The sequence below is a fragment of the Streptomyces marokkonensis genome (assembly GCF_039539045.1).
Taxonomy (GTDB): Bacteria; Actinomycetota; Actinomycetes; order Streptomycetales; family Streptomycetaceae; genus Streptomyces; species Streptomyces marokkonensis.
This window is the reverse complement of sequence record NZ_BAABCQ010000042.1, coordinates 26406-48938: the sequence shown is the minus strand read 5'-3', so window position 1 is coordinate 48938 and position 22533 is coordinate 26406. Positions and strand designations below refer to the sequence as shown.

Annotated in this window: 20 protein-coding genes; 7 read left to right on the top strand and 13 right to left on the bottom strand. The window is 71.5% G+C overall.

From position 1 onward, the window contains the following. Nucleotides 1-6: 6 nt before the first annotated feature. Nucleotides 7-945, top strand: a complete 939-nt coding sequence (locus tag ABEA26_RS13480; protein ID WP_345592263.1) for a LysR substrate-binding domain-containing protein — start codon at nucleotides 7-9, stop codon at nucleotides 943-945. A gap of 377 nt (nucleotides 946-1322) precedes the next feature. On the opposite strand, the gene ABEA26_RS13475 is transcribed toward ABEA26_RS13480, so the two are convergent. The 5 genes from ABEA26_RS13475 to ABEA26_RS13455 form a co-directional block, all read right to left on the bottom strand. Then, nucleotides 1323-3665: an ABC transporter permease gene (locus ABEA26_RS13475; protein WP_345592258.1), complete on the bottom strand. Its 2343-nt coding sequence runs from the start codon at nucleotides 3663-3665 to the stop codon at nucleotides 1323-1325. Continuing rightward, nucleotides 3662-4351: an ABC transporter ATP-binding protein gene (locus ABEA26_RS13470; RefSeq protein WP_345592256.1), complete on the bottom strand. Its 690-nt coding sequence runs from the start codon at nucleotides 4349-4351 to the stop codon at nucleotides 3662-3664. Before ABEA26_RS13470 ends, ABEA26_RS13475 begins: the two co-directional genes overlap by 4 nt. After that, nucleotides 4348-4875, bottom strand: coding sequence for a PadR family transcriptional regulator (locus ABEA26_RS13465; RefSeq protein WP_345592255.1), 528 nt, complete (start codon nucleotides 4873-4875; stop codon nucleotides 4348-4350). Before ABEA26_RS13465 ends, ABEA26_RS13470 begins: the two co-directional genes overlap by 4 nt. A 199-nt stretch (nucleotides 4876-5074) precedes the next feature. Beyond that, a complete protein-coding gene (locus ABEA26_RS13460; RefSeq protein WP_425587831.1) occupies nucleotides 5075-5425 on the bottom strand; it encodes a type II toxin-antitoxin system antitoxin in 351 nt (116 codons plus the stop codon). Then, complete coding sequence (locus ABEA26_RS13455) at nucleotides 5422-6378, bottom strand: SPFH domain-containing protein (protein WP_345592253.1); 957 nt, start codon at nucleotides 6376-6378, stop codon at nucleotides 5422-5424. The genes ABEA26_RS13460 and ABEA26_RS13455 overlap by 4 nt, the downstream gene beginning before the upstream one ends. 281 nt (nucleotides 6379-6659) lie before the next feature. On the opposite strand from ABEA26_RS13455, the gene ABEA26_RS13450 reads away from it, so the two are divergent. Beyond that, nucleotides 6660-8978 carry a transglycosylase domain-containing protein gene (locus tag ABEA26_RS13450; RefSeq protein WP_345592252.1) on the top strand — a complete coding sequence of 773 codons (2319 nt, stop codon included), beginning with the start codon at nucleotides 6660-6662 and terminating at the stop codon, nucleotides 8976-8978. A gap of 68 nt (nucleotides 8979-9046) precedes the next feature. Here the strand turns inward: ABEA26_RS13450 and ABEA26_RS13445 are convergent, their stop codons facing one another. From ABEA26_RS13445 to ABEA26_RS13430, 4 genes are all read right to left on the bottom strand, one after another. After that, the gene (locus tag ABEA26_RS13445; RefSeq protein ID WP_345592251.1) at nucleotides 9047-11140 is read right to left on the bottom strand and encodes a SpoIIE family protein phosphatase; all 2094 of its coding nucleotides are present in this window, start codon (nucleotides 11138-11140) and stop codon (nucleotides 9047-9049) included. A 304-nt stretch (nucleotides 11141-11444) separates the two neighbouring features. Further along, complete coding sequence (fomD, locus tag ABEA26_RS13440; protein ID WP_345592249.1) at nucleotides 11445-12161, bottom strand: cytidylyl-2-hydroxypropylphosphonate hydrolase; 717 nt, start codon at nucleotides 12159-12161, stop codon at nucleotides 11445-11447. Between the two features lie 133 nt (nucleotides 12162-12294). Continuing rightward, nucleotides 12295-13680 carry a class II fumarate hydratase gene (locus ABEA26_RS13435; RefSeq protein ID WP_345592247.1) on the bottom strand — a complete coding sequence of 462 codons (1386 nt, stop codon included), beginning with the start codon at nucleotides 13678-13680 and terminating at the stop codon, nucleotides 12295-12297. A 111-nt stretch (nucleotides 13681-13791) separates the two neighbouring features. Then, complete coding sequence (locus ABEA26_RS13430) at nucleotides 13792-15459, bottom strand: fumarate hydratase (RefSeq protein WP_345592246.1); 1668 nt, start codon at nucleotides 15457-15459, stop codon at nucleotides 13792-13794. Nucleotides 15460-15688: 229 nt separating this feature from the next. Here ABEA26_RS13430 and ABEA26_RS13425 point away from each other — a divergent pair, with 229 nt between their 5' ends. Together ABEA26_RS13425 and ABEA26_RS13420 are read left to right on the top strand one after the other, a co-directional pair. Continuing rightward, nucleotides 15689-16393 (top strand): DUF1707 SHOCT-like domain-containing protein, encoded by a 705-nt coding sequence (locus ABEA26_RS13425; RefSeq protein WP_425587830.1) that lies wholly within the window; start codon nucleotides 15689-15691, stop codon nucleotides 16391-16393. Nucleotides 16394-16497: 104 nt separating this feature from the next. Further along, nucleotides 16498-16878, top strand: a complete 381-nt coding sequence (locus ABEA26_RS13420) for a WhiB family transcriptional regulator (RefSeq protein WP_345592244.1) — start codon at nucleotides 16498-16500, stop codon at nucleotides 16876-16878. A 286-nt stretch (nucleotides 16879-17164) separates the two neighbouring features. Here ABEA26_RS13420 and glpX read toward each other — a convergent pair whose 3' ends face one another. Next, nucleotides 17165-18196 (bottom strand): class II fructose-bisphosphatase, encoded by a 1032-nt coding sequence (glpX, locus tag ABEA26_RS13415; protein ID WP_345592243.1) that lies wholly within the window; start codon nucleotides 18194-18196, stop codon nucleotides 17165-17167. 125 nt (nucleotides 18197-18321) lie between these two features. Here glpX and ABEA26_RS13410 point away from each other — a divergent pair, with 125 nt between their 5' ends. Further along, nucleotides 18322-18855 (top strand): DUF4245 domain-containing protein, encoded by a 534-nt coding sequence (locus ABEA26_RS13410; RefSeq protein ID WP_345592241.1) that lies wholly within the window; start codon nucleotides 18322-18324, stop codon nucleotides 18853-18855. Nucleotides 18856-19066: 211 nt separating this feature from the next. On the opposite strand, the gene ABEA26_RS13405 is transcribed toward ABEA26_RS13410, so the two are convergent. After that, nucleotides 19067-19657 (bottom strand): malonic semialdehyde reductase, encoded by a 591-nt coding sequence (locus ABEA26_RS13405; protein WP_345592239.1) that lies wholly within the window; start codon nucleotides 19655-19657, stop codon nucleotides 19067-19069. Nucleotides 19658-19948: 291 nt separating this feature from the next. Here ABEA26_RS13405 and ABEA26_RS13400 point away from each other — a divergent pair, with 291 nt between their 5' ends. Next, nucleotides 19949-20521, top strand: a complete 573-nt coding sequence (locus ABEA26_RS13400) for a hypothetical protein (protein ID WP_345592237.1) — start codon at nucleotides 19949-19951, stop codon at nucleotides 20519-20521. Nucleotides 20522-20602: 81 nt separating this feature from the next. Beyond that, on the top strand, nucleotides 20603-20815 hold the full coding sequence (locus ABEA26_RS13395; RefSeq protein ID WP_345592235.1) for a DUF4287 domain-containing protein: 213 nt from the start codon (nucleotides 20603-20605) through the stop codon (nucleotides 20813-20815). A 23-nt stretch (nucleotides 20816-20838) separates the two neighbouring features. Here the strand turns inward: ABEA26_RS13395 and ABEA26_RS13390 are convergent, their stop codons facing one another. Then, nucleotides 20839-21108, bottom strand: a complete 270-nt coding sequence (locus ABEA26_RS13390; RefSeq protein ID WP_345592233.1) for an exodeoxyribonuclease VII small subunit — start codon at nucleotides 21106-21108, stop codon at nucleotides 20839-20841. A 9-nt stretch (nucleotides 21109-21117) separates the two neighbouring features. Beyond that, a complete protein-coding gene (gene xseA / locus ABEA26_RS13385) occupies nucleotides 21118-22326 on the bottom strand; it encodes an exodeoxyribonuclease VII large subunit (RefSeq protein ID WP_345592231.1) in 1209 nt (402 codons plus the stop codon). Nucleotides 22327-22533 lie beyond the last annotated feature (207 nt).

The following is a 22533-nucleotide window of genomic DNA, read 5'->3' as shown; positions in this document are numbered from 1 at the left end:
CTATTAGTGGCAGCCAGGAAGAGGCAGCCCAGCCTCGCCCAGCTGCGGGCTTTCGCCGCGGTCGCGGAGCATCTGCATTTCCGTGATGCCGCCGCCGCGATCGGCGTGAGCCAGCCCGCGCTCTCGGGCGCCGTCTCCGCGCTGGAGGAGGCACTGGGTGTCACGCTGCTGGAGCGTACGACGCGGAAGGTACTGCTCTCGCCGGCCGGGGAACGGCTCGCGGTCCGGACGAAGGCGGTACTCGCGGAGGTCGGCGCGCTGCTGGAGGAGGCCGAGGCGGTACGGGCGCCGTTCACCGGTGCGCTGCGGCTCGGGGTCATCCCCACGGTGGCGCCGTATCTACTGCCGACGGTGCTGCGTCTGGTCCACGACCGCTACCCGGACCTGGACCTCCAGGTCCACGAGGAACAGACGGCGAGTCTGCTGGACGGCCTCACCTCCGGGCGCCTCGACCTGCTGCTGCTCGCGGTGCCGCTCGGCGTGCCCGGGGTCACGGAACTACCGCTCTTCGACGAGGACTTCGTGCTCGTCACCCCGCTCGGTCACCGGCTCGGCGGCCGGGAGGGCATCCCGCGCGCGGCGCTGCGCGAGCTGAAGCTGCTGCTGCTCGACGAGGGCCACTGCCTGCGCGACCAGGCGCTCGACATCTGCCGGGAGGCGGGCCGCGCGGGCGTCCCGGCGACGACGACGGCCGCCGGACTGTCCACGTTGGTGCAGCTGGTGGCGGGCGGCCTCGGGGTGACGCTGCTGCCGCGCACGGCGGTCCGCGTGGAGACGTCCCGCTCCAGCCACCTCCTCACCGGCTCCTTCGCCGACCCGGCCCCGACGCGTCGCGTCGCCCTCGCCATGCGCACGGGCGCGGCGCGCTCCGCGGAGTACGAGGAACTGGCGGTGGCCCTGCGGGAGGCGATGGGGGACCTGCCGGTACGGACGGTCCACGACTGAGCGCCCGCGGTTCCCCGCCCTCGCCCGGTCGAGCGCCGACGGGTCCCCACGCTCGCCCGGTATGTTCCCGGCGGTCGGCCGGTACCGGTCTCGGCCGGTGTTCTGTTCCCGGACGTCGGCCGGTGCGGGCCCCGACCGGAGCTCTCCGTCCGCCGTCGGCCGATGCGGGTTTCCGCTGCGTAGGTGTGCCCCCGCCGTCGGCCGACGCCGGTTTCCGGCCCGCGGGCCTGCCGCCGCCGTCGGGCGACGCGCGCCCCCGACCGCCGACCCGCCCCGCCGTCGGCCGACGGCGGGGCCCACGCCCCTCCGCCGGTCTGTCCGCCCGCCGACGGGCGAGGGGACAGACCGGCGAAGGGGCCGGCGCGAGACCCGCGGAGCTACTCCGTGCGCAACCCCTCCGGCCGCATCAGCCGCAGCAGCGATGGCAGGCTGAGGAGGGTCACCACCAGGACGACCGCGGCGCCGATGCCGGTCATGGACAGGACACTGGGCCAGTCGACGCGAACCGGGGTGGCCGTCATCTTCAGGAGGACCGTGCCCAGCGTCAGGCCCACCACCATGGCCAGCAGCAGGCCCAGCGCGATGGGGATCGCGGTCTGCCAGAGCACCGACAGGCTCAGCGTGCGACGCCGGGTGCCGAAGGCGACCAGGGCCGACAGCAGCTTCTTGCGCTCGCGGAGCTGCTCCAGCTGCGAGACCAGCAGACTCGCGCCGATCAGTGCCAGCACACACACCGCCCCGACGAACAGACCGGTGCGGATGGCGTCGAACCGGCCGGTCCTTTCCGTTGCCGCCCACGTCATGGAGTCCGCCAGCGGATGGAGGGCCGCCGTGGTGTTCCGTACCTGGTCGTGCGCGTCCGCCACCGACTCGTCCAGCCTGAGGTAGGCGTGCCCGTCCAGGGCCGGTGCGAGCGTGTCCGGCATCGCCTTCGGCGTGACCAGAAAGCCGCCCCGGTCGATTCCGGCCAGCAGATTGGGCCGCGGCTTCGCCGCCTTGACGCCCTGCGGCACCGTCCAGGGGATCTCCTTGCTCTTCGGGCCGCCCTCGTAGGACGGGTCCGCGTACAGCTTCCGGCCCGGCGCGGCCAGCTTCGTCATGTCCTCCCCGGCGTCCCACTCGGCACCGTGGACGACGAACACGTCCCCGTCCTCGCAGGAGGGCAGCTTGGCCATCTCCCGCAGCGACGCGCAGTCGCCCACGGTCAGCGTCGAGCCGTGGACCGGCTCCTGGGCGCGGTCGCCGAGGTAGCCCTCGGAGTAGCCGTAGACCGTCTTCACACCCTCGGTGTCGCGGAACTTGCCGGTCGCCGTGGCCATCGCGACCTCGCTGGGCAGGATCGCCTCCATCTGCGCCCACTCCACGTCCTGCCCGGTGTTCTTGGTGTAGTCGTCGTCCACCCCGGCGAACAGCATCTGCAGCGCGATCGCCCCGGCGACGGCCACCGCGATGCCGTTGATCATGCGGGCCGCCGTACCGCTGCTCATCTGCAGCCTGCGTACGGCCAGTTGCCAGGCCACGCCGCCGGAACCGAGCCGGGCGACGACGGTCTCCACGATCCACGGCAGCAGCGCGGTCACGCCGACCAGGAGCAGGACGACGCCGCCGGTCACCAGGTACTGGTTGAAGTCACCGTTCTCGCGGCCGGCACCGAGCATCGGGTAGAGCATGGCCAGTCCGGCCACCGGCAGCAGCAGCCGCCACCACAGCCGGCGCCGGGCCGGACGGCTCGCGCGCACCACACCGAGCGGTTCGATGACCACTGTGCGCAGTGCGAGCAGCGTCACCAGCACCGCCGCCGTCGGCACCGCGACCGCGACCAGCACGGCCAGCAGCGGCGAGGGGTTGAGATAACTCGGGAACACGCTGATGCGGTACACCTCGGCGGTCCCCGCCAACTGGCGCCCGACCATGAAGAACCCGGCGCCGAAGACCAGCCCGAGAACCGAGCCCGCCAGGGCCTCACCGGCGGCGATACGCCGGGTCATGCGGCTGTCGGAGCCCACCAGCCGCAGCGCCGCGAGCCGCCGGTCCCGTCGCTCGCCGCCGAACCGCACGGCGGCGGCGATGAAGACCGCGACCGGCATCAGCAGCACCACGAAGACGACGAGGACCAGCAGGAGCAGCACCGGGTCGGACTGGTCCGGCCCCGGTTCCGGGTCACCGAACCGGTCGATACGTTCGATCCGGCCGGAACCGATGGACTGCGCGAGCCCTTCCGCGCCCCGGTAGAAGGCGAGTTCGGCGGAGCCGATCAGCCCGCTCTCCCCGATCGTGCCGACGATCCGGTCCGGCAGTCGCTCGCGCAGCAGCGCGCCGGAGTCCGACTCCAGCAGCTCCTTCAGCGCGGGAGAGACCACCATCTCGCCCGCCGCCGGGAACTTGTCCATCCCCGGCGGCAGCGGTGCCCGTGGGCCCTCGGGATCCAGCGCCCGGCCCCGGACGTTGTCGTCGCGGAAGTCCGTGTCGACATCGGCGATCACGAGGGTGTCGTTCGCCTTCGGTATCGCCTCGGAGCCGTAGGTGAGGTCGGAGCGTGCCGCCTCCCGGTCGTGCCGGACGTCGAGCGCGTTCGGGACCGCCGTCGTCAGCAGGAGCAGCGCCACCCCGAGCCCGACGCCGACGGCCGTCAGTACGGCCCGGGTCCACCCCTCGCGCCCGCCGGTGAAGGCGAAGCGGACGCCCATGGCCAGGTCCCGGGCCCACTGGCGCACGCTCATATGGCGCGCTCCATGTCCCTGGACTTGCCGTCCCGTACGACGATCTCCCGGTCGGAGTAGGCGGCCACCCGGGCCTCGTGCGTGACGAGGACGACGGCGGCGTTGGTGGTGCGGGCGGCGTCCGTGAGGAGCTCCATCACGCGCTCGCCGTTGAGGGAGTCCAGGGCGCCGGTCGGCTCGTCGGCGAAGAGCACTCGGGGGCCGGTGACCAGCGACCGCGCCACCGCGACCCGCTGCCCCTGGCCGCCGGAGACCTCGCCGGGCCGCTTCTTCCCCAGGTCGTCGACCTCGAGGCGCTCCATCCAGGTCAGCGCGGTCCGCTCGGCCTCCTTGCGGGGGGTGCCGTTCAGACGCAGCGGGAGGGCGACGTTCTCGACGCAGGTCAGCTCCGGCACGAGCTGCCCGAACTGGAACACGAACCCGAAGTCGGAGCGGCGCAGCGCACTGCGCTGGGCGTCGTTCATGGCGGACAGCTCACGCCCGTTGTACGTGATCGTCCCCGAGTCGGGTGGCACGATGCCGGCGAGGCAGTGCAGCAGCGTCGACTTGCCGGACCCGGAGGGGCCCATGACGGCGACGACCTCGCCGGGGTGGATGGAGAACTCCGCGCCGTCGAGGGCGAAGGTCGGGCCGTAGGCCTTGCGCAGCTGCTCGGCCGAGAGCAGCGAACCTGCGGGAGGAGTCATCGGGGAGTTACCGCCTCACGGAGCTTGTCGAGGCGCGCCGCGGTGAGTTCGAGCCAGCGCAGGTCGGCCTCCAGATGGAACAGGGCGTGGTCGCAGATCAGCTGGTCGGCGAGGTCGCCCTTGCGTTTGCGGTCGGTCAGGATGCGCATGCTGCGCAGGTGCTCCGAGCGCTGGGTGTCGAGGACGTCGGCGGCGTCGCGCCGGGTGAGCAGCGCGAGGACGACCTTGGTGTACAGGGTCGACTGGAGATACGGCTCGGGCTTCTCGGGCGTGGCGAGCCACTGCTGTACGTCGGTGATCCCCGCGTCGGTGATCGCGTACCGCTTGCGCTCGGGGCCGCCGCCGGTCTCGATGCCGTCGACGACGACGAGGCCGTTCTTCAGCAGGCGGGACATCGTCGAGTAGACCTGGCCGTAGTGCAGTGGCCGGTCGTGACCGAACTTCTCGTCGAAGGCGCGCTTCAGGTCGTAACCGTGGCGCGGCCCGGACTCCAGGAGCCCCAGGAGGGTGTGACCGATGGACATGCGGAGCACTCTACACACGGTGTATACCCGCTATGTATACGCCGAGTGCAGAGATGGTGATGACACGGACTGGGCCGCTGGTCAGGGTCCATTGTCACGGGTCCCGCCACGACGGAAGCCGCGCCGCCGCTCGATGCGCTGTGAGGCGATGCGTGCGATGCGGTGGCGCGGCGTGCGCGGGCTGTCGTCTCTGCCGTCGTCACGAAGGCGGCGTGGGCGGCGTGGGCCCCGGTCCCGTGCCCGGCCCCGGTCCCGTGTCCGGCCCCGTGCCCGGCCCCGGATCCGGGTCCCGGGGTGGGCGGCCCCGGCGCGGCAGCGGTCCGGCGTCCTTGGGCAGGCGGCCCGCCTCCGCGAGCGCCCGGCGGATCAGGAACTCGATCTGGGCGTTGGCCGAGCGCAGTTCGTCGCCCGCCCAGCGGGCCAGTGCCTCGTAGACCTGGGGGTCCAGCCGCAGCAGCACCTGCTTGCGCTGCTGACGCGCCCGGCGCGGCGTGGCCGGCCCCTCCTGCTCCGGGTGCGGCCCTTCGGAAGGGGTGGAAGGGGAGGTCACTGGTAGAGGGAGCCCGTGTTCAGGACCGGCTGGGCGGCGCGGTCACCGCAGAGCACGACCATCAGGTTGGACACCATCGCCGCCTTGCGCTCGTCGTCCAGCTCCACGATGCCCTGCTCGCTGATCCGGGCCAGCGCCGCCTCGACCATGCCGACCGCGCCGTCCACGATCTGCCGCCGGGCCGCGACCACCGCGCCGGCCTGCTGCCGCTGGAGCATCGCCGAGGCGATCTCCGGCGCGTAGGCGAGGTGCGTGAAGCGGGACTCGATGATCTGCACGCCGGCCGCCTCCACGCGCGCGTGCAGTTCGACGGCGAGCTTCTCGGTGATTTCCTCCGCGTTGCCGCGCAGCGAGAGGCCGTCCTCGTCGTGGGCGTCGTAGGGGTACTCGATGGCGATGTGCCGTACGGCCGCCTCGGTCTGGGTGGAGACGAACTCGATGTAGTCGTCCACCTCGAAGGTGGCCTGCGCGGTGTCCTCCACCCGCCACACCACGACGGCGGCCAGCTCGATGGGGTTGCCGTAGGCGTCGTTCACCTTCAGGACGGCCGTCTCGTGGTTGCGCACCCGCGTCGAGATCTTGGTGCGTGAGGTGAGGGGGTTCACCCAGCGCAGTCCGTCCTGCCGGATCGTCCCCCGGTACCGCCCGAAGAGCTGCACCACCCGGGCCTCGCCCGGCGCCACCATGTTCAGCCCGCACATCGCGAGGAAAGCGGCCAGGGCGACCACGATGCCCCCGATGATCAGCGCGGCCTTGCCTCCGACCGAGGCGACCGCCGTCGCGGCGACGATCAGGACGGCGCCCACGAGCAGCCCGACCAGTCCCAGCAGTAGCGCGAAGCCGCCGCCGATGCTGTGCGCCTGTGTCTCGCGCACCCGTGGCGCCGGCATCTCGGGTACGTCGGCGCCGACCTGCGAAGTGTCGTGCGTGTCGTGCGTGTCGTGCGTGGACATGGGTGGTCCCCCGTTCCGGCCGGGCCTGCTCGCGCACGCCCGGCGCCTATCGTCGGTCTATCTAAGTGATATCACTTTACCGTCGAATGGCAACCTTGAGCCCCTCTCGTACGTCGGTTCCATCGGAACGGGTGCTGATTCTCACGTCCGTACAAGGACGGATCGGCAGCCGTTTGTCATATCTCCCGGTGTTAGCTTTCTGAGCTGACGTGAGCGGCGAACCTGTGTGGCGCGTGCGCGCTACGTGGCCACAGATGAACGAAGCGGAGCGGATCGGAGCCATGGGACGAGCGGAAGAGAGAAAAGCGCGGCAGCGCGGTGGCCGCCGCGCGGCGTCGAAACCCCGCCGTTCGTCGGGCGAGGACGGGAAGAGCCTCATACGCAGGCTGTTCACCTGGAAGAAGATCCTCGGTACGTTCTTCGGCCTCTGCCTGCTCGGCATGGGCTCCTTCATCGTGCTGTACATGATGATCGACATCCCCGAGGGGAACCCCGAGGCCGAGCTGCAGAGCAACGTCTACAAGTACAGCGACGGCAGCGTCATGACCCGCACGGGCGAGCGCAACCGTGAGATCGTCGACCTGGCCAAGGTGCCCAAGGAGGTCCAGCGGACCTTCGTCGCCGCCGAGAACAAGACCTTCTACAAGGACTCCGGCGTCGACCTCAAGGGCACCGCTCGCGGCGTGCTCAACACGCTCTCCGGCAAGGGCGCGCAGGGCGGCTCCACGATCACCCAGCAGTACGTCAAGAACTTCTACCTGAGCCAGGACCAGACGGTCACGCGCAAGCTGAAGGAACTGGTCATCTCCCTGAAGCTGGACCGGGAGAAGCCCAAGGACTACATCCTCGCCGGGTACATCAACACCAGCTACTACGGCCGCGGCGCCTACGGCATCCAGGCCGCCGCGCAGGCCTACTACCGCGTCGACGCCGAGGATCTGACGGTCGAGCAGGGCGCGTACCTCGCCGCGCTGCTCCAGGCGCCCAACCAGTACGACTGGGCGATCGCCAGCGACACCGGCAAGAAGATGGTCCAGGAACGCTGGAACTACGTCCTGGACAACATGGTCGAGCAGGAGTGGCTGGACCGGACCGAACGCCAGGGTATGAAGTTCCAGGAGCCCGAGGCGCCCAAGACCGCCGCCGGGATGGAGGGCCAGATCGGGTACCTGGTGGAGGCGGCCAACCACTCGCTCCAGCAGCGGCTCGTCGCCCAGGGCGCCGCCGAGGACATGGACCAGGCGGACGCCCTGGTGGACCTCGGTGGTTACACCGTCACGCTCAACATCGACAAGAAGAAGCAGGTAGAGCTGGAGAAGGCGGTCAAGGCCAAGCTCACCAGCAAGCTGGACCCCGAGAAGCGCGACGTCGACGCCGACGTCCAGGCCGGCGCCGTATCCGTGGACCCGAAGACGGGCGGGGTCGTGGCGATGTACGGCGGCGTGGACTACGTGAAGCACTACATGAACAACGCCACCCGCGACGACTACCAGCCCGCCTCGACCTTCAAGCCGGTGATCCTCGCCGCGGCCGTGGAGCAGGACGCCGAGACCCAGGACGGCGTGCCGATCACCGCGAACACGATCTACGACGGCACCAGCGAGCGTCCCGTCATGGACGGCGACCAAAAGGTCGGCTTCGCGCCCCCCAACGAGGACGACAAGAGCTACGGCGACGTCACCGTCCAGGAGGCGATGAACAAGTCCGTCAACTCCGTCTTCGCGCAGATGGGCATCGACGTAGGCATGTCCGAGGTCATGAAGGTCGCCGACGATCTCGGCATGGACACCGAGGGCATGCAGGCCGTGCCGGCCCAGACCCTGGGCAGTATGGGCGCCAGCCCCCTGGAGATGGCGGGCATCTACGCCACCCTCGACAACCACGGCAAGAAGGTGACCCCGGCCGTCGTGAAGTCGGTCGAGCACAAGGACCGCCGGATCGAGTTCCCCGAGCCGATCGGCGAGCAGGTCATCAGCCGGGAGGCCGCCGACACGGTGACCTCCGTGCTCACCGGCGTGGTCGACGACGGTACGGCCAGGGCGTCCGTGCGGGAGAACCCGCTGCGCGACGGCCAGCAGGTCGCCGGAAAGACGGGTACGTCCGACGACAACAAGTCGGCCTGGTTCAGCGGCTTCACGCCGGAACTGGTCACCTCCGTGGGCCTGTTCGGCGAGGACGACAAGGCGCCGCACCCGCAGGTCCCGATGTACAAGGCGGGCGGCGTGCCCCGCGTCAACGGTGGTGGCTTCCCCGCGGAGATCTGGGCCGCGTACACCTTCGGCGTCATGGACGACGTCACCAAGTTCGACCTGGAGACCAAGCAGGGCAACGCGGTGAAGCCGACCAAGTCGCCCTCGGCCCCCGAGTCGCCGACCCAGTCGCCGACGCAGGAGGAGACGACCGAGGCACCTCCGGCGTCCGACGATCCGACGACCGAGGCGCCCCCGGTGTCCGACGATCCGACGACCGAGGCACCCCCGTCCAGTGACCCGACGACCGAGTCGCCGTCGAGCAGCCCGTCGACCGAACCACCGCCGACGGGCGGCGAGTCCACGGATCCGGAGGTCCCGGGCTTCCCCGGCGGCGACTGGGAGCAGTAGCCGCCGCAGTCGCCAGAACGCCGAAGGGGCGCCCGGATCACCGGGCGCCCCTTCGGCGTGTACGGGTCTCAGCCCCGGTTCAGCTCGAACCAGACCACCTTCCCGGTGCTCAGCCGTGTCGCACCCCAGCGCCGGGCCAGCCGGTTCACCAGGTACAGCCCGCGCCCGCCCTCGTCCGTGGCCCGCGCCTGCCGCAGCCGGGGCAGCTGCGGCACGTCGTCGCCGACCTCGCAGCGCAGCACGTCCGTGCGCAGCAGCCGCAGGGTGACCGGCTTCGTGGCGTACCGCACCGCGTTGGTCACGACCTCGCTGACCAGCAGCTCCACCGAGTCCGTGAGGTCCTCCATGCCCCAGCGGGCCAGCGCGCGCCGGGCCAGTCGCCTGGCCCGGCCGGGAGCCGTGTCCTCGGGCTCCAGGAACCAGTACGCCACGTCGCTGGGCGCGATGCCGTCGAAACGGGCGGCGAGCAGCGCGATGTCGTCGTCCCGGTCGCCCGGCCCGAGCATGTCCAGCACCTCGTCGCACAGGGCTTCCAGCGGCGGCGGATGGTCGGGGCCGGTCAGCTGCGCGGTCGCCGCGAGACGCTCCCGCAGCTGCTCTATGCCGGTCCACACGTCCCGCAGCCGGGACTCGACCAGCCCGTCCGTGTAGAGGAGCAGGGTCGCCCCGGCGGGGGCGTCCAGCTCGACGGCCTCGAAGTCCACGCCGCCCACGCCGATCGGGGCGCCCGCGGGCACCCGCAGCACCTCGGCGTGGCCGTCCATGTGCAGCAGCACGGGCGGCGGGTGTCCGGCGTTGGCGACGGTGATGCGGTGCGACACCGGGTCGTACACGGCGTACAGGCAGGTCGCCATGCGGTCGCTGCCCAGGCGCTGGGCCTGTTCGTCGAGGTGGTGCAGCACCTCCTGCGGCGGCAGGTCGAGCCCGGCCAGGGTCTGCGCGGTGGTCCGCAGCTGGCCCATGATGGCCGCCGACGTCATGGAGTGGCCCATGACGTCCCCGACGACCAGCGCGACCCGGCTGCCGGGCAGCGGGATGGCGTCGTACCAGTCGCCGCCGACCCGCGCCGTCTCGGCGGCCGGGAGGTAGCGGGAGGCCAGTCGCACGCCGGTGCAGCGCGGCAGGTTCTCCGGGAGCATCGTGCGCTGCAACTCGTCGGCGATGTACGCCTCACGCCCGTACAGCACGGCCTTGTCGATGCCGAGCGCGCTGTGCGTGGCGAGCTGGGCGGCCACCAGCAGGTCGTCGGCCTCGAACGCGATGCGCTCCGGGCCGCGCAGGAACAGGGCGGCCCCGATCACCCGGCGCCGGCCGCGCAGCGGCGCGAGGATCGCCCGGCGGCCGTCGGGCACGGCGAAGTCACCGTCGTTCCCGCCGTCACCGAGGAGTTCCGGCAGGGCGGCGCGGGCGGCGGGCGTGTCCGTGAAGACCGGGCGCACCCCGCGGAGCACCTCGGCGAGCGCGCTGCCCGGCCGTACCTCGCACAGCTCGGAGCCGACCGCCTCCAGCTCGGAGGGCTCGGGCTGGGCCGCGGGCGTGAACCCGCCCTCGGCGTCCCGTTCCACCGGTATCCGGTCGGTGCGGCGCAACCGCAGCACCAGGGGCCCCGTGGGCCGCTCGTCGCCGACGGGCAGCGGCTCGCGCAGGTACACCAGGATCGCGTCCGCGAACGTCGGCACGGTGGCCCGGCACAGCCCCATCACGATCTCGTCGAGGTCCATGCCCCGGGCGATCCGCCGGGTCGCGGCCCCCACGAAGCGCAGCCGGTCCCCGTCCCGGCGCATGGGCGTGGGCCGCCCGGGCGCGGTGGGCTGCCCGGTGCGGCGCTCCGGTTCGAGTGGCGCGGCACGGCGCTGCGGCTCCGCCGGCGTGCCGGGAGCAGGGCCGGGGCCGCCGCCCGGCTGGACCGGGACACCGTCGGGCGTGGGCCGCGGACGGTGCGTGGCGGGCTCGGCGGCCTGCTCGGCGCCCGGCTGGGCGTGCTCGAAGGTACCGGGGGAGTCCCCACCCGCGGCGGGCTGCGTCTCTCCCGTGCGCCCCTGTGCCGGTAACGCGGCCTCGGGGGCGTGCGGCGGCACGGGGGTACGCAGGAGCGCCCCGCGGGGGTCCGTGGGGTCGTCGCCCGTCGGGGGGCGGTCGAAGGAGGTCGGGTGCTCCGTCACGCGTGTCGAATCCGTCCGTCCGGGACTGCGCGCGGCGCGTGCAGTTCGTCCCGCAGAAATCCCGATACCCGCAATACGTGCCCAGGGAACGGGATTCCCGCGTGGTCAGAGGCTGTTCCTGTGTCACCGGCGGACCGTCTGCGGCCCGTACCCGTGTTGCCCTCGTACCCCTCGCTCACGTCCTGCCGCCCCTCGGTGACGTTCGGTCAAGCACGGCGCACACTCCGCCGGTTGCTGCCTTTGCTGCCGCGCTCCCTTGCGGAGGACGATCCTACGTTTCTTGCCCGGGGGCGTATCAAGGGTCTCACGAGGACACGTGCGCGGGCGTGCGGTCCCAGTCCCCCGGCAGCGAAGGTACCGCCCAGGAGGGATCGGGGCGCCAGTGTTCCCAGCCGTCCGCGTACGGCGTCCCCCAGGCGCGGATCTCCGCCACCGCGGCACGCCCCGCCTTCCGTACCCGCCCGGCGAGCCGGGCGTCCACCAGTAGGTCGCGCCGGGCCTGGGCGAACTCGTCCTCGTCCCGCCAGTGCCAGGTGCGGTCCGGGTGGACCGAGATGTCCAGGAAGTGGTCCTCGGAGTCGACCCCGCCCTCCCAACGGGCCAGCGGCTCCTCCAGGTTCACGTACCAGTTCTTGAACTGCCAGCCCGGATCCCAGAACAGCCACACCGACCAGGGCTCGCCGGGCCGCGCCAGCTTCAGCACTCCCGTGCCGAACCACTGGTCGCGCTGCACGGTGCGCGGCCTGGTGTAGCGCGACACCAGCGGCTCCAGGTGCACCGGCGTACCGTCGGCGATCACCGGCTTCACGCACTCGGTGCCGGGTGCCAGCCACACGGCGAGCAGGTCGGCGTCGTCGCGTACGACGGTGACGGGGCGGGCGATGTGGAAATGCGGGCCGCCGTTCTCCCGGTACCGCCACAGGATGTGGCTGCCGGGGGCCCAGTGCCTTGCCGGGGCGGCCGGGCCGCCCGCCTCCGCCTCCGCTTCCGTGGCGGCGCTCATCGCTTCACCGTCTGTCATGGAGAGATATTAGGTGCCCCGGCCACACGACGCGCCGGTGATCGGGACGGTGATCCCGACGAGCGCCTGCCACGAGCGCCCGGGTTCGCGGCGAGAGCCTGTCACGAGCGCCCGCGCTCACGACGGCCGCCGGTCACGGACGGGTCATCCGCAGCACGTCCAGCGCCTCGTCCAGCTGCTCCTGCGTGAGGTCGCCGCGCTCGACGTACCCGCCCTCCAACACCACCTGACGGATCGTCTTCCGCTCGGCCAGTGCCTTCTTGGCGACCTTGGCGGCCTCCTCGTACCCGAGGTACTTGTTGAGCGGCGTGACCACGGAGGGGGAGGACTCGGCGTACTCGCGGGCCCGTTCCCGGTGGGCGACGACGCCGTCGACGGTCCGGTCGGCCAGCAGCCGGGAGACGTTCGCGAGCAGCCGGACCGACTCCAGTACGTTCTTGGCGATGACCGGCAGCATGACGTTGAGCTCGAAGTTGCCGGCCGCCCCGGCGGTGGCGACGGTCGCGTCGTTGCCGGTGACCTGGGCGGCGACCATGAGTACGGCCTCCGGGACGACCGGGTTCACCTTGCCGGGCATGATGGACGACCCCGGCTGGAGGTCGGGCAGCGAGATCTCGGCGAGCCCGGTGCGCGGCCCGGACGCCATCCACCGCAGGTCGTTCGCGATCTTCGTCAGGCCGACGGCGACGGTCCGCAGCTGTCCGCTCGTCTCGACGATGCCGTCACGGGCGCCCTGCGCCTCGAAGTGGTCGCGCGCCTCGGTCAGCGGCAGCCCCGTCGCACGGGCCACCTCCTCGATGACGGCGGCGGAGAAGCCGGGCGGGGTGTTGATTCCGGTACCGACCGCGGTGCCCCCCAGCGGCAGCTCGGCGAGCCGGGGGAGGGACGCCTCCAGCCGCTCGACGCCGTACCGCACCTGGGCCGCGTACCCGCCGAACTCCTGCCCCAGCGTGACCGGCGTGGCGTCCATGAGGTGCGTACGCCCGGACTTCACGACGTCGGCGAACTCCTCCGCCTTGCGCTCCAGGGCCCCGGCGAGGTGGTCGAGGGCCGGGATCAGGTCGCGGCTGACGGCGGCGGTGGCGGCGATGTGGATGGAGGACGGGAAGACGTCGTTGGACGACTGGGAGGCGTTGACGTGGTCGTTGGGATGGACGTCCCGGCCGAGCCGCTCACTGGCCAGGGTGGCGATCACCTCGTTGGTGTTCATGTTGGACGAGGTCCCCGACCCCGTCTGGAACACGTCCACGGGGAAGTGCGCGTCCCACTTCCCCTCCGCGACCTCGCCGGCCGCCCCCTGGATCGCCTCGGCGATGTCCTTGTCGAGCACCCCCAGCCGCGCGTTCACCTTCGCCGCCGCGCCCTTGACGCGGGCCAGCGCCTCGATGTGCGCCCGCTCGATCCGCTGCCCGGAGACGGGGAAGTTCTCGACGGCGCGCTGCGTCTGCGCCCGCCACTTGGCGTCCGCGGGGACGCGGACCTCGCCCATGGAGTCGTGCTCGATGCGGTATTCGCTCATACCGGGTACAGCGTGTGAGGGGGTGCGGATGTTCCGTGGCTACTGCATACGGGACATCCGCCCGGCCCGCCCCTCGCGAACGCCGCAGGGGGCCTGAATCCCCTGCCGGGGCTACGCCAGACCCGGCCCCCGCACCGGGATGCTCGTGAACGTCGGCGCCGGCGCCGGGTCCTGGAAGAAGTCGTTGCCCTTGTCGTCCACCACGATGAACGCCGGGAAGTCCTCGACCTCGATCTTCCAGACCGCCTCCATGCCGAGCTCCTCGTACTCGACGACCTCGACCTTCTTGATGCAGTCCTGGGCGAGCCGGGCCGCGGGTCCGCCGATGGAGCCGAGGTAGAAGCCGCCGTGCGCGTCGCACGCGTCGGTGACCTGCTTGCTCCGGTTGCCCTTGGCCAGCATCACCCTGGAGCCGCCCGCCGCCTGGAACTGCTCCACGTAGGAGTCCATGCGCCCGGCCGTCGTCGGGCCGAAGGACCCGGACGCGTACCCCTCGGGCGTCTTCGCCGGGCCGGCGTAGTACACCGGGTGGTCCTTCAGGTACTGCGGCATCTCCTCGCCCGCGTCCAGCCGCTCCTTGATCTTGGCGTGCGCGATGTCGCGCGCCACGACCAGCGGGCCGGTCAGCGACAGCCGGGTCTTGACCGGGTGCTTCGTCAGCTCGGCGAGGATGTCGTCCATGGGCTGGTTGAGATCGACCCTGACGACGTCTCCCGCCTCGTCGAGGTGCTCGTCCGTCGTCTCCGGCAGGAAGCGTGCCGGGTCGGTCTCCAGCTGCTCCAGGAAGACGCCCTCGGCGGTGATCTTCGCGACCGCCTGCCGGTCCGCGGAGCAGGACACCGCGATGGCGACCGGGCAGGAGGCCCCGTGCCGCGGCAGCCGCACCACGCGCACGTCGTGGCAGAAGTACTTGCCGCCGAACTGCGCGCCGATGCCGATCTTCTGCGTCAGCTCGAAGACCTTCTCCTCCAGGTCCTGGTCCCGGAAGCCGTGCCCGAGCTCCGAACCCTCGGCCGGGATCTCGTCCAGGTAGTGCGCGGAGGCGTACTTCGCGGTCTTCAGCGCGTACTCGGCCGACGTGCCGCCGACCACGATCGCCAGGTGGTACGGCGGGCAGGCGGCCGTACCGAGCGAACGGATCTTCTCCTCCAGGAACTTCATCATGGAGGACTCGTTCAGGACGGCCTTCGTCTCCTGGTAGAGGAACGACTTGTTGGCCGAGCCGCCGCCCTTGGCCATGAACAGGAACTTGTAGGCGCCGCCGTCGGTCGCGTACAGCTCGATCTGGGCCGGGAGGTTCGAGCCGGTGTTCTTCTCCTCCCACATGGTGAGCGGAGCCATCTGCGAATAGCGCAGGTTCAGGTTCTTGTAGGCGTCGTGGATGCCACGGCTCAGGGCCTCCTCGTCGCCGCCCGCCGTCAGCACGTTCTGCCCGCGCTTGCCCATGACGATCGCCGTGCCGGTGTCCTGGCACATGGGCAGCACGCCCGCCGCCGCGATGTTCGCGTTCTTCAGCAGGTCCAGCGCCACGAACTTGTCGTTGCCCGATGCCTCGGGGTCGTCGATGATGCGGCGCAGCTGGGCCAGGTGGGCGGGGCGGAGGTAGTGCTGGATGTCGTGGATGGCCTCCTCGGCCAGCTTGCGCAGCGCCTCGGGCTCCACCTTGAGGAAGGTCCGCCCGTCGGCCTCGAAGGTGGAGACACCCTCGGAGGACACCAGCCGGTAGGGAGTGGTGTCCTCTCCCTGGGGGAGCAGATCGGTGTACGCGAACTCAGGCATCTCGCCCATTCCTCACTCGGCATGACGCGCGCTGGATTACTCAGCAACGACGGCTGGCCTCCGTTGGCAGCGTCCACCAGCGTAAAACCTGCCGTCGGCACCGAGCTTGTGAGGTAAGGCTCAGTAGAGCGCGACGACGCCGTCGACGGTCGGCGGCCAGGAGATCGGCCGCGACAAGGTTGCGCCCAGGGGCTGGTCGCGATCTATCGCGTTTCGGTACGCTGCTGCCGTGGACCTTCAGAAGCACGCCCAACCCCAGGACGCCGCGCCGCGTGTCGCCGAGGCGCGCGTCTCCGAGATGCGCGCCTCGGACGCCGACCGGGACCGCATCGCCGACATGCTGCGCGACGCCCTCGCCGAGGGGCGGCTCACCGCAGAGGAGCACGCCGACCGGGTCGAGGGCGTGCTGGCCGCCAAGACGGTCGGCGAGCTGGACGTCTTCGTGCGGGACCTGCCCGCCGCGCACGCGGGCCGGCCGGCCGCCGCCCCGGCCCCCGACCGCCCCACCGCCGGCGCCGTCCCGGCGGACCCCGAGGAGAACGTGGTGGCGGTGTTCAGCGGGGCCGTCCGCAAGGGCCGCTGGCGCGTGGGCCGCCGCATCCACGCGTACGCGGTCTTCGGCGGCGTCGAAATAGACCTCAGCGAGGCGATCTTCCAGCACCAGCAGGTCGTGATCAAGGCGTTCGCCGTTTTCGGCAGCGTCGAGGTGCGTGTCCCGGAGAACGTGTCGCTGCGCGGCGCGGGTGGCGGGGTGCTCGGCAACTTCGAGGTCGACGCGCTCGACTCGCCCGAGGCCGAGGCCCCCGTCGTCTACGTGGACGGCTGGGCCGTCTTCGGTGCCGTCGAGGCGCGCCCCAAGCGCGGCAAGGTCGTCGCGGACATTCTCCACCGGGTGCACCGCACGGTCGAGAAGGGTTTGCGCAAGCACGTGTAGCGCGGCTCCGATCACGGTTGGAAACCCAGTGCATAGGCACGCGTACAACGGGTAAGCCTTGACGCATCGTCTCTCGCTCGCGAAGCCGTCGTCAGGAGTAGACCGTGCTGCAACCGCCGCATTCGTCCCTGCAGGTAGCCGCCGTTCCGGCCCAGCGGGTGCCCGTGCGGGACAGGGACCAAGACGCTCCCTGGCACACCGAGGCGGTGTGCCGGCGCGACGAGGCCGGACTGTTCTTCGCACCTTCCAAGGAACCCACCGCCGCCCGGCTGTCCCGCGAGGAGGCGGCCAAGCGCGTCTGCGCGCGTTGTCCGGTCATGGTCGAGTGCCGCGAGCACGCCCTCCTGCAGCCCGAGCCCTACGGCGTCTGGGGCGGCCTCACCGCCGCCGAACGCCGCGTGGTCCTGGCCCGTCGCCGCCGCCGCGACGTCGAGCTCAAGAAGGCGTCCCGCACCGCGGCGGGCCGCATAGCCGCGGCCGGCTGACCCGGACGCCGACGAAGGCGTCCCCCGCACAGGACGAAGGCGCCCCCTCCGCACAAGGGGGCGCCTTCGTCACGCCAAGGGGGCAGCCGGCCATGAGGCGCGGAGCGGCTCCGGTCCGAGGCTCCGCCGCGTGGGCGGGCGCGACCAGCGCACTCCGCCCGCGCCACGCACTCCGCCCGCGCCACCCGCCAGATACCCACGGTTCGCCAGGCGCCCACGGTTCGGTAGGCACCTACGGTTCGCCAGGCGCCCACGGTTCGGTAGGCGCCCCGGGAGACCGACGGAGTCACTTCGCCCGGTCGAAGTCCACCGCGCTGTAGGCCCGCAGCTTGCTCAGCCGGTGCTCGGAGTCGATCCGCCGCACCGTGCCCGACTTGGACCGCATCACGATCGAGTCGGTCGTGGCCGTCTCGGACCGGTACCGCACTCCCCGCAGCAGCTCACCGTCGGTGATGCCGGTGGCGACGAAGAAGACGTTGTCCCCGGCGACCAGGTCGTCCGTGGTCAGCACGCGGTCCAGGTCGTGCCCGGCGTCGATCGCGCGCTGCCGCTCCTCGTTGTCCTTGGGCCACAGCTTGCCCTGGATGGTGCCGCCCAGGCACTTCACGGCACAGGCCGAGATGATGCCCTCCGGAGTACCGCCGACGCCGAGCAGCAGGTCGATGCCGGTGCCCTCGCGCAACGCCAGGATGGAGCCGGCCACGTCGCCGTCGGAGATCAGCTTGATCCGGGCGCCGGTCTCCCGGACCTCCTTGATGAGGCTCTGGTGCCGGGGGCGGTCGAGGAGTACGACGGTGACGTCCTCGGGGGTGCGTCGCTTCGCCTTGGCGATCCGGCGGATGTTCACGGACACGGGCGCGTTGATGTCGACGAAGTCGGCGGCCTCCGGCCCGGTGACCAGCTTGTCCATGTAGAAGACAGCGGACGGGTCGAACATGGAACCGCGCTCGGCGGCGGCCAGCACCGCGATCGCGTTGGTCATGCCGTTGGCGGTCAGTGTGGTGCCGTCGATCGGGTCGACGGCGATGTCGACCTCGGCTCCGGTCCCGTCGCCGACCCGCTCCCCGTTGAAGAGCATCGGGGCTTCGTCCTTCTCGCCCTCGCCGATGACGACGACGCCGTTCATCGAGACGGTGTGGACGAGGGTCCGCATGGCGCGGACCGCGGCACCGTCGGCGCCGTTCTTGTCACCGCGCCCGACCCAGCGGCCGGCGGCCATGGCCGCGGCTTCTGTGACACGCACGAGTTCCATGGCGAGGTTGCGGTCGGGGGCCTCCGAGGGGACGTCCAGCTCGGACGGCAGGTGGTGCTCGGTCATCGGAACGCACCTTTCTGATACGACGACGGCCGGATGAGGGTGTGGCCCAGACTCTATCGCCAGTCCGACAGAATGAGCAGGGGACCCCACGTATGAGCGCATCGGGGACCTGCGACGATAGGGTCGTGGCAGGTACGAGCGGCAAGCAGAAGACGGCCCGGGACATGGTCCTCTCCCTGGGGGTCATCGTCCTCGCGGGACTGGTCATGTGGCTTTTCATTCCGCACGACGACGGTGAGCCCGGCCTCAAGCGGGTCGACTACTCGGTCGAGCTGATCACCGCGCGGCGTGCCGCGCCGTACCCGGTGGCGGCTCCCGAGGGGCTGTCCAAGGACTGGAAGCCGACCTCCGTGGGCTACCGGGGTGACGACTTCGACACCTGGCGCCTGGGCTACCACGCGCCCGACGGTGAATACGTGGAGATCAAGCAGTCCACGCAGAAGCCGTCCGCCTTCATCGACGAGGCCAGCCAGGGCGCGCAGCGTACCGAGACCACCGAGCAGATCGGCGGCCGGACGTGGGCCCGGTACACGGGCGGCCGGTACGACGCGCTGGTGCTGCACGACACCGACGGTACGAAGGGCGCGACGACGGTCGTGGCGGGCACGGGATCGTTCGACCAGCTGAAGCAGATGGTGACGGCGCTGAAGCTGGCGTGAGCGACCGCCGAACTCCGCCGCAGCCCCTCCGTACTCCGCGCAGTGCTCGGCGCTCCGCGTAGTCCTCCGTGCTCGGTGTGGTCCAGTGGTCCTCCGTACTCCGCGTACGACGAAGCCCCCGGCGCACCGGGGGCTTCGTCGTACGCGGAGTGACGCGGAGCGGCGTGTGGCGGCTGAGCCCCGGAAGCCGGAACTCGCCGGGGCGACGGTCTCAGACCGTGGTGACGACCTGGTCGAACTCGAGGCGCGGGGAACGGGGGAACCATGCCTCCGGGCCAGGGCGGCCGATGTTGACGACCATCAGCGGGGTGTGGTCGTCGTCCAGGAACTCCTTGCGGACACCGTCGAAGTCGAGGCCGGTCATCGGGCCGGCGGCCAGGCCCGCGGCGCGGACGCCGACGATGAAGTAGGCGGCCTGCAGGGCGGCGTTCAGCGTGGCGGCACCCTCGCGTACCGGGCGCTCGCTGAAGAAGGCGTCCTTGATCTGCGGGGCGTGCGGCATGAGCTGCGGCAGCTCCTCGTGGAACTCGTTGTCCGCGGAGAGGATCGCGACCAGCGGGGCGGTGGCCGTCTTGGGCCGGTTGCCCTCGGCCATGTGCTGGACGAGACGCTCGCGGGCCTCGGGGGAGCGGACCAGCGTGATGCGCAGCGGCGACTGGTTGAAGGCGGTCGGACCGTACTTGACCAGGTCGTAGATCGCCTGCACCTGCTCGTCGGTCACCGGCTCGTCGGTGAAGGTGTTCGCGGTGCGGGCCTCGCGGAACAGCAGGTCCTGGGCGGCGGGGTCAAGAACGAGAGACATGCGTGATCTTCCTCGGGGTGTGCGTCGGCTCCGCCCGGATCGGCGCGGAGCCGTTGACAAGGACGACGCTACGCCAGAGAAGTTCAACGTTCAACCAAAAGAGGGGTGCGGTGATCCGCTTCACACGGCCGCCGCCGGGCCCTCGCTCGGCCGCGGCCGGAGAGATCCAGCGCCTGGAGGTCATGCGGGACACCACCCCGGCGGCCCTGCTGCGCGACATCGCACGCCGGGCCCCGGTGCGGCCCGCCGACGTCCGACGGCCGCTGTCCGTCCCGCCCCGAGCACTGGCAGGTGTCGGGTGGCCCCGCGCGGGTCGGGGTCGACGCGCTCACCGGTGCGGGCCGGCAGCCTCGCGGCACCCAGTACGTCTCGGCCGTCTACCGCCCGATCGCCACCGCCGACTGGACCGAGTACCGACTGCGCGCCACCGCCGGACGACTGCACGCGCGTGTCGGAGTCACCATCACCGTGCGGGCCGACAGCGAGCACCCCACGACGCTGTGGATCGGCCGCAGCACCGCGCACCTCACCGAACGCGGCTCCGGACGCACCCGCACCGGACCCACCCGTCACCTCGATCCCGCCGCCACGCACAGCGTGAGCGTCTCCGTGACACCCGAGGCGGTACGCGTGGTCGTCGACGGCGAGCACCACCGCACCCTGGAAGCGGACTGGCGGGAACCGGTCGAGGGGGGCGGGCGGCTTCACCCTCAGCATCGGCATCGCGGACGACGCCGGTCCGGACACGCCGTGGCCCCGGTTCACCGCCCTGGAGGCGGAGTGACGCGAATCACGTCGGCCGGGCGGTCACTTCTGGCGGCCTCAGAGGTCCTACAAGCAGTACGACACCGCCTCGGACCATGAGCTCGCACGGATAGCTCGCACAGACGAGCTCGCACAGACGAGCTCCCACGGATGACCTCGCACAGATGGGATCGCATCGACATGACCGCCACCGCGAAGGGCCCCGCTTCCTACTTCCCGTCGATCGAGAAGAAGTACGGCCGTCCGGTCGCGGAGTGGAAGGAGCTGATCCGCTCCTCGCCGCTCACCAAGCACATGGAACTCGTCGCCTGGCTCAAGACCGAGCACGGCCTGGGCCACGGACACGCCAACGCCCTCGTCGCACACACCCTCGCCGAGGACAGCGCGAAGTAGGTCCTGACCGACGCCCCGCGCGGCTAGCGCTTCCCGGCTCCGTCTCCGTCCCCGTCCTCGTCGTCCGTTCCGGCCTCCTCGGCCAGCGCCGCGTCGAGGCGGGCCCGGGCGCCGTCCAGCCGACGGCGGCAGACCTTCGCCAGCTCCTCGCCCCGCTCCCACAGGGTGAGGGACTCCTCCAGCGTCGTACCGCCGGCCTCCAGCCGCCGTACGACCTCGATCAGCTCGTCCCGCGCCTGCTCGTAACCGAGCGCCTCGGACATGGCCGTCGGCTGCTCCACCTCGCTGGTCATCCACCCACCTTATGCGTCGACTCGTACGGAGAAATCACCCTCACAGACGCGTGCGCGCAGCGTCTCGCCCGGCTCCACCTCGCCGGGGTCACGGACGGCGTGGCCGTCGGCCCGCTGCAGTACCGCGTACCCGCGCTTCAGGGTCGCGGCGGGGGAGAGGGCCACCACGCGCGCGTGCGTGTGCGTCAGCTCGGAGTCGGCCCGGTCGAGGTGGTGCCGCAGCGAGCGGCGGCCCCGCTCCAGCAGCGCCGTCACCTGCTCGGCCCGCTCGTCGATCATTCGGTGCGGGTCCTGTATCGACGGCCGGGCCAGCGCGTGGGCGAGCCCCCGCTCCTCGCGGTCCACGTACGCCGCCACGCACCGCCGCGCGCGGTCCCGCAGCTGACGCACCCGCTCGTACTCCTCGCCGACATCCGGTACGACCTTCTTCGCGGCGTCGGTCGGCGTGGAGGCGCGCAGGTCGGCGACATGGTCGAGGAGCGGATTGTCCGGCTCGTGCCCGATCGCCGAGACGACCGGTGTCCGGCACGCGGCCACCGCCCGCACCAGCTGCTCGTCGGAGAACGGCAGCAGATCCTCCACGCTGCCACCACCCCGCGCGACGACGATCACGTCGACGTCGTCCTTCGCGTCCAGCTCCTTCACCGCCTGCACCACCTGCGACACGGCGTGCACGCCCTGCACAGGCACGTTGCGCACCTCGAAGCGGACGGCCGGCCAGCGGTGCCGCGCGTTCTCCAGGACGTCCCGTTCGGCCGCCGACGCCCGCCCGCACACCAGACCGATCAGGTGCGGCAGGAACGGCAGCGGCCTCTTCCGCTCCGGCGCGAACAGTCCCTCGCGCGCGAGTGCCTTCTTCAGCTGCTCCAGGCGTGCGAGCAACTCCCCGACGCCCACCGGCTTGATCTCGGCGGCCCGCAGCGACAGCTGCCCGCGCGGCGCGTACCACTCCGGCTTGGCGTGGACGACCACCCGCGCGCCCTCGCCGACCACGTCCGCCACCGCGTCGAACACCTGCCGGTAGCAGGTCACGCTCACGGAGATGTCGTACGACGGGTCGCGCAGCGTCAGGAACACGACCCCCGCGCCCGGCCGCCGGGACAGCTGCGTGATCTGCCCCTCGACCCACACCGCGCCCAGCCGGTCGATCCAGCCCCCGATCAGCCGGGACACCTCGCCCACGGGCAGGGGGCTTTCGGGAGTCGAGTTGGCAGCCATGCGCTCGAGCGTAGCGGCCGGGCGTGACAACCCGCCCCGGTGCGCGACCCCCGTTCCCCGAACCGGCCCCCGCTCCCGCCGGCTGCCGCGCGCGGTCGGCTTGCGTTCGTGCGGGGCGCCGTTCCCCGACCGGTCCATGCTCCCGCGGGCTGCCGTTCCCCGACCGGTCCATGCTCCCGCGGGCTGCCGTTCCCCGACCGGTCCATG